Annotated in this window: 12 protein-coding genes; 8 read left to right on the top strand and 4 right to left on the bottom strand. The window is 65.4% G+C overall.

What is annotated here, in order from left to right:
* Position 1: 1 nt before the first annotated feature.
* Positions 2-2,959 carry an excinuclease ABC subunit UvrA gene (gene uvrA, locus PKE72_RS02945; protein WP_271163979.1) on the bottom strand — a complete coding sequence of 986 codons (2,958 nt, stop codon included), beginning with the start codon at positions 2,957-2,959 and terminating at the stop codon, positions 2-4.
* Positions 2,960-3,095: 136 nt separating this feature from the next.
* Positions 3,096-3,590: a group III truncated hemoglobin gene (locus tag PKE72_RS02940; protein WP_271163978.1), complete on the bottom strand. Its 495-nt coding sequence runs from the start codon at positions 3,588-3,590 to the stop codon at positions 3,096-3,098.
* A 205-nt stretch (positions 3,591-3,795) separates the two neighbouring features.
* Here PKE72_RS02940 and PKE72_RS02935 point away from each other — a divergent pair, with 205 nt between their 5' ends.
* A complete protein-coding gene (locus PKE72_RS02935) occupies positions 3,796-5,406 on the top strand; it encodes an ABC-F family ATP-binding cassette domain-containing protein (RefSeq protein ID WP_271163977.1) in 1,611 nt (536 codons plus the stop codon).
* Here the strand turns inward: PKE72_RS02935 and PKE72_RS02930 are convergent.
* Positions 5,403-5,852: a tRNA (cytidine(34)-2'-O)-methyltransferase gene (locus PKE72_RS02930; protein ID WP_271163976.1), complete on the bottom strand. Its 450-nt coding sequence runs from the start codon at positions 5,850-5,852 to the stop codon at positions 5,403-5,405. The two genes, PKE72_RS02935 and PKE72_RS02930, sit on opposite strands and share 4 nt — an antisense overlap.
* 194 nt (positions 5,853-6,046) lie before the next feature.
* Between PKE72_RS02930 and petA the strand changes: the two genes are divergently transcribed.
* The 7 genes from petA to PKE72_RS02895 all read left to right on the top strand — a co-directional run bounded on the left by petA (position 6,047) and on the right by PKE72_RS02895 (position 15,670).
* Positions 6,047-6,583 (top strand): ubiquinol-cytochrome c reductase iron-sulfur subunit, encoded by a 537-nt coding sequence (petA, locus tag PKE72_RS02925; RefSeq protein ID WP_271163975.1) that lies wholly within the window; start codon positions 6,047-6,049, stop codon positions 6,581-6,583.
* Between the two features lie 16 nt (positions 6,584-6,599).
* Positions 6,600-7,928, top strand: coding sequence for a cytochrome b (locus tag PKE72_RS02920; protein WP_271163974.1), 1,329 nt, complete (start codon positions 6,600-6,602; stop codon positions 7,926-7,928).
* Positions 7,929-7,960: 32 nt separating this feature from the next.
* The gene (locus tag PKE72_RS02915) at positions 7,961-8,806 is read left to right on the top strand and encodes a cytochrome c1 (RefSeq protein ID WP_271163973.1); all 846 of its coding nucleotides are present in this window, start codon (positions 7,961-7,963) and stop codon (positions 8,804-8,806) included.
* Between the two features lie 151 nt (positions 8,807-8,957).
* Positions 8,958-10,616 (top strand): M28 family metallopeptidase, encoded by a 1,659-nt coding sequence (locus PKE72_RS02910; RefSeq protein ID WP_271163972.1) that lies wholly within the window; start codon positions 8,958-8,960, stop codon positions 10,614-10,616.
* A 70-nt stretch (positions 10,617-10,686) separates the two neighbouring features.
* Entirely contained in the window at positions 10,687-12,342 is a 1,656-nt protein-coding gene (locus PKE72_RS02905; protein ID WP_271163971.1) for a M28 family peptidase, read from the top strand.
* Between the two features lie 62 nt (positions 12,343-12,404).
* Entirely contained in the window at positions 12,405-12,917 is a 513-nt protein-coding gene (locus PKE72_RS02900) for a hypothetical protein (protein ID WP_271163970.1), read from the top strand.
* A 341-nt stretch (positions 12,918-13,258) separates the two neighbouring features.
* The gene (locus tag PKE72_RS02895; RefSeq protein ID WP_271163969.1) at positions 13,259-15,670 is read left to right on the top strand and encodes a TonB-dependent receptor domain-containing protein; all 2,412 of its coding nucleotides are present in this window, start codon (positions 13,259-13,261) and stop codon (positions 15,668-15,670) included.
* Positions 15,671-15,750: 80 nt separating this feature from the next.
* On the opposite strand, the gene ychF is transcribed toward PKE72_RS02895, so the two are convergent.
* Positions 15,751-16,845 carry a redox-regulated ATPase YchF gene (ychF, locus tag PKE72_RS02890; protein ID WP_271163968.1) on the bottom strand — a complete coding sequence of 365 codons (1,095 nt, stop codon included), beginning with the start codon at positions 16,843-16,845 and terminating at the stop codon, positions 15,751-15,753.
* Positions 16,846-16,873 lie beyond the last annotated feature (28 nt).

Below are 16,873 nucleotides of genomic sequence, written 5' to 3'. Positions count from 1 at the left end.
TCTAGGCCGAGGCCTTCGCCCGCTTTTTCTTGGCCGGTTCTGCCACGGATACGCCTACCGATCCGCCCAAGGCCGCGACCCGCGCCGTGCGGCGGGTCTCGTGCCGGTCCAGCACCTCCTTGAGGTATTTGCCGGTCCAGCTGGCGGTGTTGTCGGCCACCTGTTCGGGCGTTCCGACCGCGACGATTTCGCCGCCGCCCTCGCCGCCCTCAGGACCGAAGTCCAGTAGGTAGTCGGCGACCTTGATGACATCGAGATTGTGCTCGATCACCACAATGGTGTTGCCGGCCTCGACCAGTTCCTGGAGCACTTCCAGCAGTTTGCGGGTGTCCTCGAAATGCAGGCCGGTGGTTGGTTCGTCGAGGATGTAAAGGGTTCGGCCGGTGGCGCGTTTTGACAGCTCCTTGGACAGCTTGACCCGCTGGGCCTCGCCGCCCGACAGGGTGGTCGCCGGCTGGCCCACCTTGACGTAGCCCAGGCCCACCCGCTCCAGCGTCAGCATCTTGTCCCGGATCGGCGGCACGGCCTTGAAGAAGGTCGCCGCCTCCTCGACTGTCATGTCCAGCACGTCCGAGATGGACTTGCCCTTAAAGACGATCTCCAGGGTCTCGCGGTTATAGCGTTTGCCCTTGCAGACGTCGCAGGTGACGTAGACGTCGGGCAGGAAGTGCATCTCGATCTTGATGACGCCGTCGCCCTGGCAGGCCTCGCAGCGGCCGCCCTTGACGTTGAAGCTAAACCGGCCGGGGCCATAGCCGCGCGCCTTGGATTCCGGCAGGCCGGCGTACCAGTCGCGGATCGGGCCGAAGGCGCCGGTATAGGTCGCCGGGTTCGAGCGCGGGGTACGGCCGATGGGCGACTGGTCGATGTCGATGACCTTGTCGAAATGCTCCAGCCCCTCGATCCGGTCGAAGGGGGCGGGCGCCTCGGACGCATTGTTCAGGCGGCGCGCGGCGGCCTTGTATAGGGTCTCGATAGTGAAGGTGGACTTGCCGCCGCCGGATACGCCGGTGATGCAGGTGAAGACCCCGACCGGGATCTCGCCGGTGACGCTCTTGAGATTGTTGCCGCTGGCGCCGCTGATCTTAAGCATCCGCTTGCGGTCGATGGGGCGACGGCCGTCGACGGGGATTTCGATCTCGCGCTCGCCGGTCAGATATTTTCCGGTCAGGGAGTTGGGATTGGCCATGACCTCGGCCGGCGTGCCTTCGGCGCAGACCTGGCCGCCGTGAACCCCGGCGGCCGGTCCCATGTCGATGACATAGTCCGCAGTCAGGATAGCCTCCTCGTCATGCTCGACGACGAGCACAGAATTGCCCAGGTCGCGCAGCCCTTTCAGGCTTTCCAGCAGGCGGGTGTTGTCGCGCTGGTGCAGGCCGATGGAGGGTTCGTCCAGCACATAGAGGACGCCGGTCAGGCCCGAGCCGATCTGCGACGCCAGTCGGATGCGCTGGCTCTCGCCGCCCGACAGGGTGCCGGAGGATCGCGACAGCGACAGATAGTCGAGGCCGACGTTATTAAGGAACCGCAGCCGGTCGCCGATCTCCTTCAGAATGCGCCGGCCGATCTCCATCTGCTTGTCGCTTAGCGCATCTGGCAGGGCCTGGACCCAGTCGTAGGCCTTCTTGATCGACAGGGTGGAGATGTCGGCGATGTCCTGCCCCCCCACCTTGACCGCCAGGGCCTCGGGCTTCAGCCGCTTGCCGTGGCAGGCGTCGCATGGGGTCTCGGACTGATAGCGGGCCAGTTCCTCGCGCACCCAGGCGCTGTCGGTCTCGCGCCAGCGGCGCTCCAGATTGGGCAGCACGCCTTCAAACGGCTTGGAGACCTCGTACTTTCGGGCGTTGTCGTCGTAGGTGAATTTGATCTTCTCGGCGCCGGTTCCGTACAGGATGGCCTTGTGAGCCGACGCCGGAAGCTCGCGCCACGCGACGTCCATCGAGAAGCCGTAGTGGCGGCTGAGCGACTGCAGCGTCTGGGTGTAGAGGGGCGAGGGGCCGCGCGCCCAGGGGGCGACGGCGCCCTTGTGCAGGCTCTTGTCGCGGTCCGGGATCACCAGATCGGCGTCGAAGGCCAGCTTGACGCCCAGGCCGTCGCAGACCGGGCAGGCGCCGAAGGGATTGTTGAACGAGAACAGCCGCGGCTCGATCTCGCTGATCGTGAAGCCGGACACTGGACAGGCGAACCGCTCGGAAAACAGCAGGCTGCGCGGCGCGGTCTCGCCATCGGCGACGCTGGCCCATTCGGCGTTGGCGATGCCGTCGGCCAGACCGAGCGCGGTCTGCAGGCTGTCGGCGTAGCGGGCTTCCTGGTCAGGCTTGGTGACGATCCGGTCCACGACGATGTCGATGTCGTGCTTGAACTTCTTGTCCAGGGTCGGGGCTTCGTCGATGGGGTAGAACTGGCCATCGATCTTCAGCCGCTGGAAGCCCTGGCGCTGCCACTCGGCGATTTCCTTCTTGTATTCGCCCTTCCTGCCCCGAACGACGGGGGCCAGCAGCAGGATGCGTTCGCCATCGGGCAGGGCGACCAGCTTGTCGACCATCTGGCTGATGGTCTGGCTCTCGATCGGCAGGCCGGTGGCCGGCGAATAGGGCACGCCGACCCGCGCCCACAGCAGGCGCATATAGTCGTGAATCTCAGTCACCGTGCCGACGGTCGAGCGCGGGTTCTTCGACGTCGTCTTCTGCTCGATGGAGATGGCCGGCGACAGGCCCTCGATCAGGTCCACGTCCGGCTTGCCCATCAGCTCCAGGAACTGGCGGGCATAGGCCGACAGGCTCTCGACATAGCGCCGCTGGCCTTCGGCGTAGATGGTGTCGAACGCCAGGGAGGATTTGCCCGAACCCGACAGGCCGGTCATCACCACCAGCTGCTCGCGCGGGATGTCGAGGTCCACGCCCTTGAGGTTATGCTCGCGGGCGCCGCGAACGCGGATGAAGTTGTGTTTTTCGGTCATGCGGTCCGGGAAACGCCGAGAGGAGCCGGAGGGCTCCGGCGCGACATCGCTATATGGGGATGAATCGCGGGATTGAAGCAAGAACAATGTGTGAACATTGCGACGCCCGGCGCCCGGCGCACCTGAGCCGGGTGATCTAATCGGGGGTCCACGCCTGGGCCGGCCGCATGAACCGCTCGTCCTTGGCCAGCATCACTCCTTTGGCCGTGGCGATCCCCAACTCCAGGCTCTGCGCGATGCGGCGGGCGCGCTCGATGAAATGACGTGCGGCGACGGGCGGGCACAGGTCGCGGGCAGTTTCGACGAAGATCTCCAGCCAGCGGTCGAAATGCCGGGCGTCGATGGGCAGGGGAAGGTGTTTCGGCATCGGTCGGCCCTGATAGACGCCGGTCGACAAGGCCACCGACGACCAGAACAGCTTCATTTGGGTCAGATGGGGAGCCCAGTCGGCGACACGGTCCGCGAAGATCGGGCCAATCAGCCGATCGTCCCGCACGCGGGCGTAGAAGGTGTCGACCAGGGCGTCGATCATCGCCTCGTCTATGCCTGTCTCGTCACGCAAACGCTGGACGGCTGCCTCGCGGCGGGCGGCGGCTCCGGCGGGATCTTCGATGCGGAAGCGACTTTCCATAAGGCGGGGAATAGCCGGGCGTTGAAGAACACGCCACTGGACGATCTGTCCGGCTTCACGCGGGCGTGTTCAACGTCAGACTTGCGCATTGCAGGATTACGACCCATCCTCCTTGCTCTGACGCGTTTTGCAGAAGGTTTGACGATCATGATCATCGCATTGGCCACCGGTTCCGCCCTGTCCGCCATGCTGCTCGTGATCCTTCATGCCAACCAGCCCAAGCCGAAGCGCGTCCCCGTCCGCGCTCGCGACCCTCGACAAGGTCGCCGCTAGAACGCCCGCTGGCGTTACGCTTTTCGATAATCTGAGCCTGACGTTCGGGCCGGAGCGCACCGGCGTCGTCGGTCGCAACGGGACGGGCAAGAGCACGCTGCTGCGTTTGATCTCGGGCGACCAGCGGCCGGCCGAGGGCGCAGTGATGCGCGTCGGGACGGTCGGCGTGCTGGACCAGCGCCATGATCCGGCGCCCGCAGAGACGGTCGCCGAGACGCTGGGTGTCGGCGAAGCCCTGGCGGTGATCGCGCGGATTCTGGGCGGCGGGGGCGACGCCGAAGATCTGGCGGCCGCCGACTGGACGTTGGAGCTGCGGATCGCCGAGGTCCTGGCCGAGGTCGGATTGGCGGCTTTGTCCATGGAACGCGCGACGATCAGCCTTAGCGGAGGTGAACACACCCGGCTGCGGCTCGCCGGCCTGCTGCTGGCGCGGCCGGACCTGATCCTGCTGGACGAGCCGACCAATCATCTGGATGTCGAAGCGCGGCGACGGGTCGCCGAGGTGCTGAGCCGCTGGCAGGGCGGGGCAGTGGTGGTGAGCCATGACCGCGATCTGCTGCGGCGCATGGACCGGATCGTCGAGGTCTCCAGCCTGGGCGTCGCCGTCCACGGCGGGAACTACGACCTCTACGCCGAGCGCAAGGCGACCGAGCGGGCGGCTGCGGAGCGCGATCTGGCGAGCGCCGAGCGGACGGTCGCCCGCGTCGGGGCGGGCGCCCAGCGCCGTACGGAGATGAAGGCGAGGCGCGACGCAGCCGGGCGGCGCAAGGGCGCCAAGGGCGACATGCCGAAGATCCTGATCGGCGCGAGGGCGGAGCGAGCCGAGAACAGCGGCGCCGGCGATCGGCTGCTGGCGGCGCGGCAAGCCGCAGAGGCGGAGGCGGTTCTGGCGCTGGCGCGCGAGCGGGTGGAGCGCATCCGCGCCCTGTCGATCCCCATGCCGTCGAGCGGGCTGACGCCCGGCCGGACCTTGCTGGTGCTGGACGATGCGACCTGGGAGGCGCCGCAGGGGCGCACTGTAGTGGGGCCGGTCAGCCTGCGGCTGACGGGGCCGGAACGGGTCGCGATCACAGGGCCGAACGGGGCCGGGAAGACGACCCTGCTGCGGCTGATCCAAGGGGCGCTGGAGCCGACAACCGGAAGGGTGGAACGGCTGGGCCGGGCGGTGCTGCTGGATCAGGAGGGCGCGATTTTGAAACCCGATGAAACCCTGATCGAAGCCTGGCGACGGCTCAATCCTGAAGGCTCGGTCAACGACGCCCAGGCGGCGCTGGCGCGGTTCCTGTTTCGGAACATGGCGGCGCATCGCGAAGTCGGCGAGTTGTCGGGGGGCGAGCGGCTGCGGGCGGCCCTGGCCTGTGTCATGACCGGGGCGGCGGCGGCGCAGCTGCTGATTCTGGACGAGCCGACCAATCATCTCGATCTCGACTCGGTGGCCGCCGTGGAAGCCGCGCTGCGGGCCTATGACGGCGCCCTTGTCGTCGTCAGTCATGACGCCGACTTTCTGGACGCCATAGCGATCGAGCGAACGATCGCCCTCTAGTCGACTTCGCCCGTCTGGCGCAGTCCCTCCCACAGGGCGATGCCTGCGGTGACCGACAGGTTCAGCGAACGCGCTTCAGGGCGGAGCGGAATCACCACGCGGGCGTCGACGGCGGCATGGACATAGTCTGGCGCGCCGGAGGTTTCCTTGCCGAATAGAAGCGTGTCGTCGGCGTGAAAAACAAAATCGGACATGGACGTAGCGCCCCGTGTGGTGAACAGAATCAGCCTACCGGGGGGACGGTCGCGCTGAAAAGAATCCCAATCCGCATGGCGGCGCATGTGCGACAGGGGGCCGTAATCCAGGGCCGCCCGCTTCATGGCGCGGTCGTCAAAACGGAAGCCTGTAGGCTCCACGATATGCAGCTCGACCCCGAAACAGGCCGATAGCCGGATGCAGGCGCCGACGTTCTGAGGAATGTCAGGTTGAAAAAGGGCGAGACGCATTCTAATCCCTAGATATACGCGACCTGGGGGTTTGTCGCGGTCTGTATGCGAACGTTTCGCAAGAAACGTCAGCGACTTGCGGTCATAGGCCGCAAATACAGGCCGGGGGGAATACTGGGTCTCGGTTTTAGGGGTCGTGCCGCAAAAGAGGAGCGCCAATAGAGGCGGTCCCGGCGGTCTTCGAGAGGTGAAACGTGGCCGAAACGGGTGTGATTCCGGAAGGCGAGGGCGATCCGAATCGCCGCGACTTCATCCATATCGCAGCGGGCGCCGCTGCGGTCGGCGCCGGGGCGATGATCGCCTGGCCGCTGATCAACCAGATGAACCCCGCCGCCGACACCCTGGCCCTGGCTTCGATCGAGTTCGACCTGACCAAGGTTCAGGAAGGCCAGCAGGTCGTCATCAAATGGCAGGGTAAGCCGGTGTTCGTGCGCTATCGCACCCCGGCCGAACTGCAGAAGGTCGTGACCGAGGGCGCGGTGGGCAGCCCGCCGCAAACCGACGCGGAACGCACCAAGTCCGGACATGAAAAATATCTGGTCGTAGTCGGTTCCTGCACGCACCTAGGCTGTGTGCCGACCTTCAACGCTGGCGACTACGGCGGCTGGTTCTGCCCCTGCCACGGCTCGCACTATGATGCGTCCGGGCGGATCAGAAAGGGGCCCGCGCCCCTGAACCTGATCGTGCCGGACTACGAATATACGTCCGACACCCGCGTAAGAATCGGTTGAGGGCGAGGGGGAGGATATGAGCGAACACGAATCCACCTACGTCCCGAAAACGGGCGTCGAGAAGTGGCTGGACACCCGGCTGCCGATCATCCGCTTCGGCGCCGACTACATGTCGCTGCCGACACCCAGAAATCTAAACTACTGGTGGACCTTCGGCGGCATCCTGGCCCTATGCCTGATGACGCAGATCGTCACCGGCATTGTTCTGGCCATGCACTATACGCCGCACGTTGACATGGCTTTCGCCTCGGTCGAGCGGATCATGCGCGACGTCAACGGCGGCTGGCTGATCCGCTACGTCCACGCCAACGGCGCGTCGATGTTCTTCATCGCCGTCTATCTGCACATGCTGCGCGGCCTCTACTACGGCTCGTACAAGGCGCCGCGCGAGATGATCTGGATCATCGGCTGCGTGATCTTCTTCCTGATGATCGCCACCGCCTTCCTGGGCTACGTCCTGCCCTGGGGCCAGATGTCCTTCTGGGGCGCCGAGGTGATCACCAATCTGATCGGGGCCATTCCGGTGATCGGGGAGCCGATCCTGATCTGGCTGCGCGGCGGACCGGCGATCGACAATGCGACGCTGAACCGCTTCTTCTCGCTGCACTATCTGCTGCCCTTCGCCATACTGGGCTGCGTCGTCCTGCACCTGTGGGCGCTGCACTCGGCGGGGCAGAACAATCCGGTCGGCATCCTGATCCCCAAGGATCGCACCAAGAAGGACATGCTGCCCTTCCACCCTTATTTCACGCTGAAGGACGGGTTCGCGATCATCCTGTTCCTGCTGCTGTTCGCGATCTTCGTCTTCTATCAGCCGAACGCCCTGGGCCACGCCGACAACTATATCCCGGCCAACCCGCTGCAGACGCCGGCCCACATCGTGCCCGAGTGGTACATGCTGCCCTTCTACGCCATCCTGCGCGCCATCCCGGACAAGTTCGGCGGCGTGGTGGCCATGTTCAGCGCCATCGGCGTGCTGTTCGTCCTGCCTTGGCTGGATACGTCCAAGGTCCGGTCGATGCGCTATCGGCCGACCATGCGGTCCTTCTTCTTCATCTTCTTGGTGGTCGGCGTGGGCCTGGGCTGGTGCGGCGGACAACTGCCTGACGCGCCGGTCATTCCGGGGTTCGGAGGCGTGGTGCTGCTGGACGGCAATCTGAACTCCTACCTCTGGCTGACGCGCCTGTTCACGGCCTACTACTTCCTGTTCTTCCTGGTGATCATGCCGTTCGTCGGTCTGAAGGAGACGCCCCTGCCGATCCCGGCGACCATTTCCGAACCGGTCCTGACTGGTGCGGACGCGATGCCGGCGCTCGCTCCGGCCTCGCCCGAGAAGAAGGGGTGAGGGCCATGATGACCATGAAAATTACCGTCTCGATGACCAGACTCATCGCCTCGGCGGCCGTAGCTGTAGGCCTTCTGGCAGCAGCTCCCGCCTTGGCGGCTGGCGGTGCGGCTCATCCGCGCTCGGGCGGGTTCAGTTTCGAGGGGCCGTTCGGGGGCTATGATCAGGGCCAGCTGCAGCGCGGCTACAAGGTCTACCAAGAGGTCTGCGCCGCCTGTCACAGCATGAACCTGATGCACTACCGCAATCTGGGCGACCGCCACGGGCCGTTCTGGAATCCCAAATATCCGAACCCGAACGACAATCCGGTGGTGAAGGCCTTGGCCGCCGAGGTGCAGGTGCCGGATATCGACAGCGAGACCGGCGAGCCGATCCAACGCGATGCGACCCCGGCCGACAAGTTCCGAAGCCCCTATCCGAACGCCACGGCGGCGGCGGCGGGCAATGGTGGAGCGGCGCCGCCCGATCTGTCGGTCATGGCCAAGGCCCGTCACGACGGCGCCAACTACATCTACTCGCTGCTGTCGGGCTATCGCGCGGCGCCGGCGGGACTGCAGATCCGCGACGGTCAACACTACAACCCCTACATGGCCGGGGACTTGACGCCCTTCTGGACCGGGGACAAACACCACGTGCCAGAAGGCGGCTTCATCGCCATGCCGCCGCCGCTGCGGAACGGCCAGGTGACCTATGACGACGGCTCGCCGCAGACGGTGGACCAGTATGCCAAAGACGTCGCGGCCTTCATCGCCTGGACGTCGGAACCCAAGATGGTCGAGCGCAAACAGGCCGGGTTCGGCGTTATCCTGTTCCTGCTGATCTTCGCGGGCGTCACCTACGCCAGCTATCGCCGCGTCTGGAAGGGCGTCGCCCACTAGGCGTCGGCTTCCCGCTCCAGATCATCAGTCCGCCGAAGTCCGCTTCGGCGGGCTTTTGTTTGCGACAAAAGGCGCGTGACCTGGAATCGACACGGTGGGTTTCGCCCCCTAGGGTCGGCGACTTCATTCGCGGCTGTGGGGCCTAGTGTTCATGCGTATCGTCTCGTCTTTCGCCGCCGTGCTGCTGGCCGGCGTCACCCTGTCCGCCTGCGCCACCGCCAGTGTGGATCAGGCCGCGCCGGTCTTCGACTCTGCGCGGATTTCGGAGGATATTCGCGTCCTGTCGAGTGACGCCTATGAAGGACGCGGCATCGCCACGCCGGCCGAAGAGAAGGTCGTCCAGTATCTGAGCGCGCAATATGCGGCCGCCGGCTTCGAACCGGGCGGGCCGAACGGTCAGTGGACCCAGGACGTGATTCTGAACCGCTTCGTGCAATCCAATGTCCGCGCCTCGCTGAAGCTGGGGGACTGGAGCCTGCCGATGACCCAGGGGCGGGAGGTCGCCATCTCGACCCGCCGTCCGGCCCAGCATGTCAGCCTGAAGGACGCGCCCCTGGTCTTCGTCGGCTACGGCATTACGGCGCCCGAGCGGAACTGGAACGACTTCAAGGGCCAGGACTTGCGCGGCAAGATCCTTGTCGTCCTGGTCAATGACGCCGATTTCGACGAGCCGGCGCTGAACACCTTCGGCGGCAAGGCCATGACCTACTACGGCCGCTGGACCTACAAGTACGAGGAGGCCGCCAAGCACGGAGCGGCGGGCGTCCTGATCGTGCATGAGACGGCGCCGGCCTCGTACGGCTGGGCGACCGTCGCCAACTCGTGGGGCGTGCCGCAGTTCGACATCCTTAGGCCCAATGCGGCGGCCGAGCGCGTGCCGATGGAGGGCTGGATCCAACGCGATGTGGCGGTGGACCTGTTCCGCCGCGCGGGGTTGGACTTCGAGGCGCTGAAGGTCCAGGCGCGCAGCCGCGACTTCCAGCCCGTGGCCCTGCCTGGCGCCGGCTTCTCGACCGACTTCGACGTGGCGACCAACCAGGTCACCAGCCACAATGTGATTGCGCGCCTGCCGGGCACGACCCATCCAGACGAGACGGTGCTCTACACCGCACACTGGGACCACATCGGCATGGGCGAGCCGGACTCGACGGGCGACCGGATCTTCAACGGCGCCGTCGACAACGCTTCGGGCACTGCCGGCCTGCTGGAACTGGCGCGGATGTATGGACGCAGCCCCCGTACCGAACGGTCGGTGGTGATGATCAGCTTCACCGCCGAGGAAAGCGGCCTGCTGGGTTCGGAATATTATGCCGTGAACCCGGTCTATCCGCTGGCCAAGACGGTGGGCGGTTTCAACATGGATTCGATGAACGTCTATGGCCGCGTCGCAGAGTTGGGGGTCACCGGCTACGGCCAGTCCGACTTCGACGAGCGGCTGGCGGCGGCGATCCAGGCGCAGGGCCGCACCCTGGCGCCGGACTACGAGAATGCGGCCGGCACCTATTATCGCTCAGACCACTTCCCCTTGGCCAAGCGCGGGGTGCCGATGGCCTATGCCGGCAGCCGGGGCGACTTCCGTGACGAGCCGATCGCCCAGCGTCAGGCCGATCGCGCCGAATACGGCGCCAAACGCTATCACCAGGCGGCGGACGAGTGGTCGCCGGACTGGGACTATCGCGGCATGATCGAGGATCTGACGATCTTCTATGACGTGGGCCGCAGCCTGGCCAATGGTCGTGACTGGCCCGAGTGGAAGACGGGCTCCGAATTCGCTCCCGTACGCGCCACGACGGCGGCCCAGCGCCGCTGAGGCCTATCGACGTGCCGACGCCGGACGACGACGTTGTGCCGGCTCCCAATCCTTGTCTCGAGCATCTGTGATGATTTTCCGTCGTTCTCCCTTGGTCGCCCTGGCGGCGCTTGTTCTGGCCGCCTGCGCTGGTTCGCCGGTCGATGCGCCGCCCGCAGCGCGATTGGACGCCTTCGCCACCGCCTCTGCTGCGACGCCGCAGTTCAGCGCCCAGCGCCTGTCCGACCACATCAAATACCTGGCCTCAGACGAGCTGGAGGGGCGGTTCCCCGGCTTGATCGGCGAGCAACTGACCCTGGCCTATTTGCAGCGTCAGTATGAGTCGATCGGACTGGAACCGGGCGGACGCGCCGGGGCGTGGCTGCAACCCGTCGATCTGGTCCGGTTTACGCCTGAGCGCGCGCCGACGGCCGCCTGGACCGGCGCCGACGGCGTTAGCCATGTCCTGATCTCGGGCGCCGACATCACCTTGCGCGCCGGACCGGCCGACCCGACGGTCAAGATCGAAGGCGCGCCTTTGGTCTTCGCCGGCTATGGCATCGTGGCGCCCGAGCGGGGGTGGGACGACTATGGCGACGCCGACCTGACGGGCAAGGTGGTGGTGATCCTGCGCGCCCAACCCGACGCCTTGGGAGCCGATCCCAACTTCTACGGCTCGGGCACGCACAAGACCCAGGAGGCGCTGAAGCGCGGTGCGGTGGGGGTGATTAGTCTTCAGGAAAGCGATGGCCGCTGGCGTCGCGCCGTCGGGGGCGCATCGCGGCCGCAGATGACCGTGAAGGGCGCCAAGGACGCCCGGTTCACTGGATCTATCAGCCCGGCGACGGGGACGGCGATAGGGGGAGACGTTCTGACCGAGGCCCTGGCCCGCGCCAAGGTCGGCGGGCTGGGCGGGGTGGTGGACCTGGGGGCGCGGCTGGATGTCGATATCGCCGAGACGACCGAGGTCATCCACTCGAACAATCTGCTGGCGAAGATCCCGGGCACGACGCGGCCGAACGAATATGTCGTCTATTCCGCGCACTGGGATCACGTCGGCAAGGCCAGGGAGCCGAACGCCGACGGCGACGCCATCTATAACGGCGCCTGGGACAATGCCTCTGGCACGGCGGGTCTGATCGAGATGGCGCGGGCCTTCAAGGCGGGGCCGGCGCCGGAGCGGACGGTGGTCTTCCTGCACGTCACGGCCGAGGAGCAGGGGCTTTTGGGTTCCGAAGCCTACGCCGCCGATCCGGTCTATCCGTTGGCGAAGACGGCGGCCGACATCAATATCGACATGCTGCCCTTCACGCCGGCGACGCGGGATGTGGCGGTGTTCGGTGTCGGCAAGTCGGAGTTGGAGGACATCCTGGGCCGGTTCGCCGCCGTCCAAGGGCGCGTGGTTACGGGCGACGGCTATCCGCAGGAGGGATTCTACTACCGCTCCGACCATTTCAACTTCGCGGCGGGCGGGGTGCCGGCCCTGATGCCGTGGACCGGTCGAGATTTCGTCGAGGGCGGCATGGAGGCGGGCACGCCCTATTACGAAGCCCAGATGGGCCGCTATTACCACAAGCTGACGGACGAGTGGCGGGCCGACTATGATTTCACGGCGGCGCTACAGAACCTGGACCTGCTATACCGGCTTGGGCTGACGGTGGCGGATAGCGAGACCTGGCCTGCATGGAAGCCGACGGCGGAATTCAACGCCCTTCGCGACGCGACGGCGGACCAACGTCGGGAGTGAAGTCGTCGCGACGGGGCGGCGATGCGATTGAACCTTGACCATGGTCGCCGCGTTCCCGTGCGATGAAATCCGCTTCGCTTTCCGGGCTCGCCATCGCCGCCGTTGTTCTGAGCGCCTGTGGCGAGCATCAGGTCAATCCGCCGGACCAACCTGCGGCGCCCCTGCGGAGTGCTGAGGCTATGCAGGCGGTGGAGCCGCCTGGACCCTCGTCGCTGGCCTCGCGGGGACCGCGCAGCTTTGTGGGCGTATGGGCGGCCAATCCCGCCTGGTGTGCACGGCCTCAGGGAGAGCGTCAGCCGATCACGATCACGCCCCTGCGCTTTGAAGGCTATGAGAACCATTGCGACATCGCGCGGATAGACGAGACGCCCAATGGCTATGTGGCGACTCTGGCCTGCCAAGCGGAAGGCCAGGCGAGGACGGAACGGGTTCATATGACCGCCAGCGGCGAGGTGATGAACCTGACTTATATCGACCGGGACATGACGACGGTGAAACTCGCCCGCTGCCCTGGATCGCCAAAGGCGCCCGACCCTGCCAATCCGCTGCAAGACATGATCAAGAAGGGTCGGTAAGGCCCACTATCGATGACCCGAGCTGTCAATGGACAGGTCGAAGCCTTCCATCGGGACGATGCCGTTAGGCGCGGTGACCATTCAGTCGTCGCGCGCGTGGCAACATTTTAAGTAGATGTAGCTAAGTAGGGCTACCTATATTTTTCTATTTATAATTCAAAAGTCGCCGTTTTATCCAGTCATTAACTTGTGGAGGTATGATTTCGATCAAAATATGTCCAGCGTGGAGAAGCGCCGTGCGAGTAAAGCCAGTATTTTTTGCCATCTTCCCCGTGGTTGCTGCTTCAACTTTCACTTCAGCGCGGGCGTCTGAACCCGAAGTGGGATCCGGCGAGGTCGTCGTGACCCAGCCGCAGACCTCGACCGCGTCGCCTCCCGCCCCGGCGAAGGCCCAGCAGGTTTTCTCGACGGGTGTTGCTCGCGGGCGTGATCCGCTGGACAGCGCGACCTCGACAAGCGCGCTGGGACAGGACGCAATCCAGGTGCTCGGGGCCCGTTCACTGGGCGACATCCTGCGGAACATCCCTGGGGTCCGGACCGAGTCGTCGACCGGCGACGGTAGCTCCGCCTACACGATCCGCGGGCTTCCGCTTGCGTCCGGCGGCTCCAAGTACATGCAGATCCAGGAGGACGGCCTGCCCGTCCTCGAGTTCGGCGACTTCTTCAATGGGGCGACGGACATCTTCATTCGCGCCGACTTCAATTTGGCGGCGGTGGAAGCGATCCGAGGCGGTTCGGCTTCGACCTTCGCCTCGAACTCGCCGGGTGGGGTCATCAACCTGATCTCAAACACGGGCGACGTCGAAGGCGGCGCCGTCCAGGTGACTACCGGGCTGGACTACGACAGCAACCGGGTGGACTTCCGCTACGGCGGCCCCATCACCGACACCCTGCGCTTCCATATGGGCGGCTTCTATCGCTCGGGCGAGGGGCAGCGCGACGCCGGCTTCAGGGCCTACGAGGGCGGTCAGTTCAAGTTCAACCTCACCAAGACCTTCGCGAATGGCTATGTTCGCCTGTCTGGAAAATATCTGGACGACCGGTCGCCTCATTATCTGCCTGGCCCGGTCCGGATTACCGGCACGAACGACAATCCCCATTTCGGCAGCTTCGAGGGCTATGACGTCCGTCGCGACTTCATGATGTCGGGCCATCTGGGCGATGTTGTCACGCTGGATGCCGATAATAATCCCGCCGTCCTTCGACGCAGTCAGGGACAGGACGCCCACGTCCGATCAATCGGGGTTGAATCCCGCTTCGACGTGCGCGACTGGACCATCATCCACCGCGCCCGCTACTCCGAAGTCTCCGGCGGCACGACCCGCAACCTGGTCTCCGCCATCTATTCCGGCAGCGCCATGCCGGCCTCGCTGGGCGGCGGAGCAGGGACGTTCACCTATGCGACCGGGCCGAACAAGGGGCAGGTTATCGCCGACCTCGGGGCCATCAACGGCAACGGGCTAGTGGTGGCCTCGGCGCTGAACCGGGTCGACTCTAGCGACCTTGGCAATGTCATCAGCGACCTTCGTGCGACCCGGGTCTTCGCCGTGCAAGGCGGGGAACTGACTCTGACCGGCGGGCTGTATAATTCTACCCAGAGCTACAGAAGCGATTGGCTGTACTCGAACCACCTGCAAGACATCGCCGGGGGCGGTCAGTCCGCCCTGATCAACTATACGACCCCCGCCGGCGTGCTGCAGTCCCAGGACGGCTATCGCGGCTTCAATCGTTCAGGCAGCACCGCCTTCTTCCGGCGGAGGTACGATGTCGATTACGACATCGCTGCGCCCTATGGCTCGATCAACTACCGGCTCGGGCGGATCGCGGTTGGAGCCAGCGTCCGCTATGACGCCGGGCAGGTGAACGGCCAACTGTACGGGGCCGATCTGGGCGGGGGGCGAGTCGGCATCCTGCCGGTCGACTTCAACGGCGACGGCGTCATCTCGCCAGCGGAAACACGCACCGCCTTCACGCCGCTCGATCGGCCGGCGCCGGTCGACTACAGCTACGATTACGTCAGCTATTCTACCGGCATCAACTTCCGGGTGTCGGAGCCGTTCGCCCTGTTCGCTCGGTATAGCCGGGGCGCGCGGGCGGGGGCGGACAAGGTGCTGTTCTCGAGCAAGGTCAGTATGACCGACGGCAGTATGCCCGATCCGGAAGACGGCTATGACATCGTCGAACAGCTGGAAGGCGGGTTCAAATACCGCACGCCTTCGCTGACGGTGAACGTCACCGGCTTCTCGGCCGATACGGAGGATACCAACGTCCAGGCCGGGGCCATCACCACCGACCGGGAATACACCGCCTATGGCGTGGAGACAGAGGCCGCCTATCGTCGGGGGCCTTTCAGCCTGACGGGCGGGGTCACCTGGACCCAGGCCGAGATTGTGAACGACAAGTTCAACGCCGCCGTGGCCGGCATGGTCCCCCGTCGCCAGCCCGACTTCATCTTCCAGGCCAGCCCGCAGTATGACAGCCGCAAGGTCTCGGTGGGGGCCAATATCATCGGCACGACCAGCAGCTGGGTGCAGGACGTCAATCAGATGAAGATGCCGGGCTATGTGCTCGTCAACGCCTTCGTTCAGTACCGTCCTAGGGAGCGGGTCCAGCTGATGCTGGACGCCAACAACCTGTTCGACGAGGTCGCCTTCATCGAGATCACGACCCCGTCCGTGCCGGCGAACGGGATCGGTCTGGGGCGGGCCGCCAACGGTCGCACCGTCAACCTCTCGCTACGCTATGATTTCTGATCGCGGCGAGACCGATCATGAAAAGCCCCCGCCGCTGGTGCGACGGGGGCGATCGGGTGTTCAGCGTGTGGGGCGACCGCTTAGTTGAACAGGAAGTTCATCACGTCGCCGTCCTTGACGACATAGGTCTTGCCTTCGGCGCGCAGCTTGCCCGCTTCGCGCGCCTTGGCCTCTCCGCGCAGGGCGACGAAGTCGTCGAAGGCGATGGTTTCGGCGCGGATGAAGCCCTTTTCGAAGTCGGTGTGGATGACGCCGGCCGCCTGGGGCGCGGTGTCGCCGACATTGATGGTCCAGGCGCGGGCCTCTTTGGGGCCGACCGTGAAATAGGTCTGAAGACCCAACAGCTTGTAGGCCTCGCGGATCAGACGGTTCAGGCCGGGTTCTTCCAGACCCAGGGTCTCGAGGAACTCCTTCTGCTCCTCGTCGTCCAGGACCGCGATTTCGGACTCGATCTGGGCCGAGATGACGACCGAGTTGGCGTTGTCCGTGGCGGCGCGTGCGGCGACCTTGTCCGACAGCTCATTGCCCTTGTCGGCCGAACCTTCCTCGACGTTGGCGACATAGAGGGCAGGCAGGGCGGTCAACAGTTGCAGCATGTGCCAGGCCTTGGCGTCCTCCTTGGACACCTCGGCGGTGCGAGCGGGCTTGCCGGCGTTCAGTTGGGCCAGGGCCAGATCGACCAGTTTCAGCGTCAGGCCGGACTCCTTGTCGCCGCCCTTGGCGCGCTTCTCCAACTGGGGCCGGCGGCGCTCCAGGCTTTCCATGTCGGCCAGCATCAGCTCGGTCTCGATGATCTCCAGATCGGCGATCGGATCGATGCGGTTTTCGACGTGGGTGATGTCGTCGTCGACGAAGCAGCGGGCCACGAAGGCCACGGCGTCGCAGTCGCGGATATTGGCCAGGAACTGGTTGCCCAGGCCTTCGCCCTTGGACGCGCCGCGCACCAGGCCGGCGACATCGACGAAGGTGATGCGGGCGGGGATGATCTCCTTGGACCCTGCGATCTCGGCCAGGGCGTTCAGACGCGCCTCGGGCACGGCCACGTCGCCGGTATTCGGCTCGATGGTGCAGAACGGATAGTTGGCCGCCTGGGCCGCCGCCGTCTTGGTCAGGGCGTTGAACAGGGTGGACTTGCCGACGTTGGGCAGGCCGACGATCGCGACTTTAAGAGCCATGGTATTCCTCGTGAGCGCGAGCCTTTAG

The organism is Brevundimonas intermedia, from assembly GCF_027922165.1.
Classification (GTDB): domain Bacteria; phylum Pseudomonadota; class Alphaproteobacteria; order Caulobacterales; family Caulobacteraceae; genus Brevundimonas; species Brevundimonas intermedia.
This window is presented reverse-complemented; position numbering and strand designations above follow the sequence as displayed.